Here is a 1,416-nt window from a genome sequence, read left to right as displayed (position 1 = left end):
GATCGGTGCGTTTGAAGAAAATGCCTTTAGATGTACCGCCGCGGTAGTAAACGGCTGGAATTTTAATTTGCGGCATTTCGAGTTCTCCTTTGTATTTCTAGTATGGTTTTTTCAGACGGCCTCTCAAGCATTCGAGGCCGTCTGAAAACCTTTTTTGAGCGTAGCCCGGATATTTTGACGATACCCGATTTTCCTTACGCTGCATTTCCTTCTAAGAAGTCTTGTGCGAAACGTTGCAATACGCCACCGGCTTCATATACCAATACTTCTTCTGCAGTATCGAGGCGGCAGGTAACCGGAACTTCGACGGTTTCGCCGTTTTTACGATGAATCACGAGGGGCAGGTCGCAGCGCGGTGTGCGTTCGCCGACAACGTCGTAGGTTTCCGTACCGTCCAGTTGCAGGGTGTGGCGGTTGGTGCCGGGTTTGAACTGCAGCGGCAACACGCCCATACCGATCAAGTTGGTGCGGTGGATACGCTCGAAGCCTTCGGCAACAATCGCTTCCACGCCGGCTAGGCGTACGCCTTTTGCAGCCCAGTCGCGGCTTGAGCCTTGACCGTAGTCCGCACCGGCAATGATGATGAGCGGCTGTTTGCGGTTCATATAGGTTTCGATGGCTTCCCACATGCGCATGGTTTGGCCTTCGGGTTCAACGCGTGCCAGCGAACCTTGGCGTACGCTGCCGTCTTCGTTTCTCACCATTTCGTTAAACAGTTTCGGATTGGCGAAGGTTGCGCGTTGGGCGGTTAAGTGGTCGCCACGGTGGGTTGCGTAAGAGTTGAAGTCTTCTTCAGGCAAACCCATTTTCGCCAAATATTCGCCTGCGGCACTGCTGGCTAAAATCGCATTGGATGGTGAGAGGTGGTCGGTGGTGATGTTGTCGGGCAAGATCGCCAGCGGACGCATACCTCTTAATGTGCGTTCCCCTGCCAGTGCGCCTTCCCAGTAAGGTGGGCGGCGGATGTAGGTGGACATCGGACGCCAGTCGTACAGCGGGCTTGGTGCTTTTTGTGCTGTGCCGGTGTCGAACATCGGAATATAAACGTCGCGGAATTGTTGCGGTTTCACATATTCGGCAACGATGGCATCGATTTCTTCGTCGGTAGGCCAGATGTCTTTCAGGCGGATTTCTTTGCCGTCTGCAACGCCGAGTACGTCGTTTTCAATATCGAAACGGATGCTGCCTGCCAGCGCGTAGGCAACGACCAACGGAGGCGAAGCAAGGAAAGCCTGTTTCGCATACGGATGGATGCGGCCGTCGAAGTTGCGGTTGCCTGACAATACGGAGGTGGCGTACAAATCGCGGTCGATGATTTCTTTCTGGATTTTCGGATCCAGCGCGCCGCTCATGCCGTTACAGGTGGTACATGCGAAGGCAACGATACCGAAGCCGAGTTTTTCCATTTCAGGCAGC

Annotated in this window: 1 protein-coding gene; it reads right to left on the bottom strand. The window is 54.1% G+C overall.

The window, feature by feature from the left end:
- Positions 1 to 194 precede the first annotated feature (194 nt).
- Positions 195 to 1,416 (bottom strand): aconitase family protein (locus ACTHUE_RS19075; protein WP_440424178.1); only part of this gene is annotated, 1,222 nt, incomplete at its 5' end.

Source organism: Neisseria sp. P0021.S005 (assembly GCF_051956955.1).
This window is presented reverse-complemented; position numbering and strand designations above follow the sequence as displayed.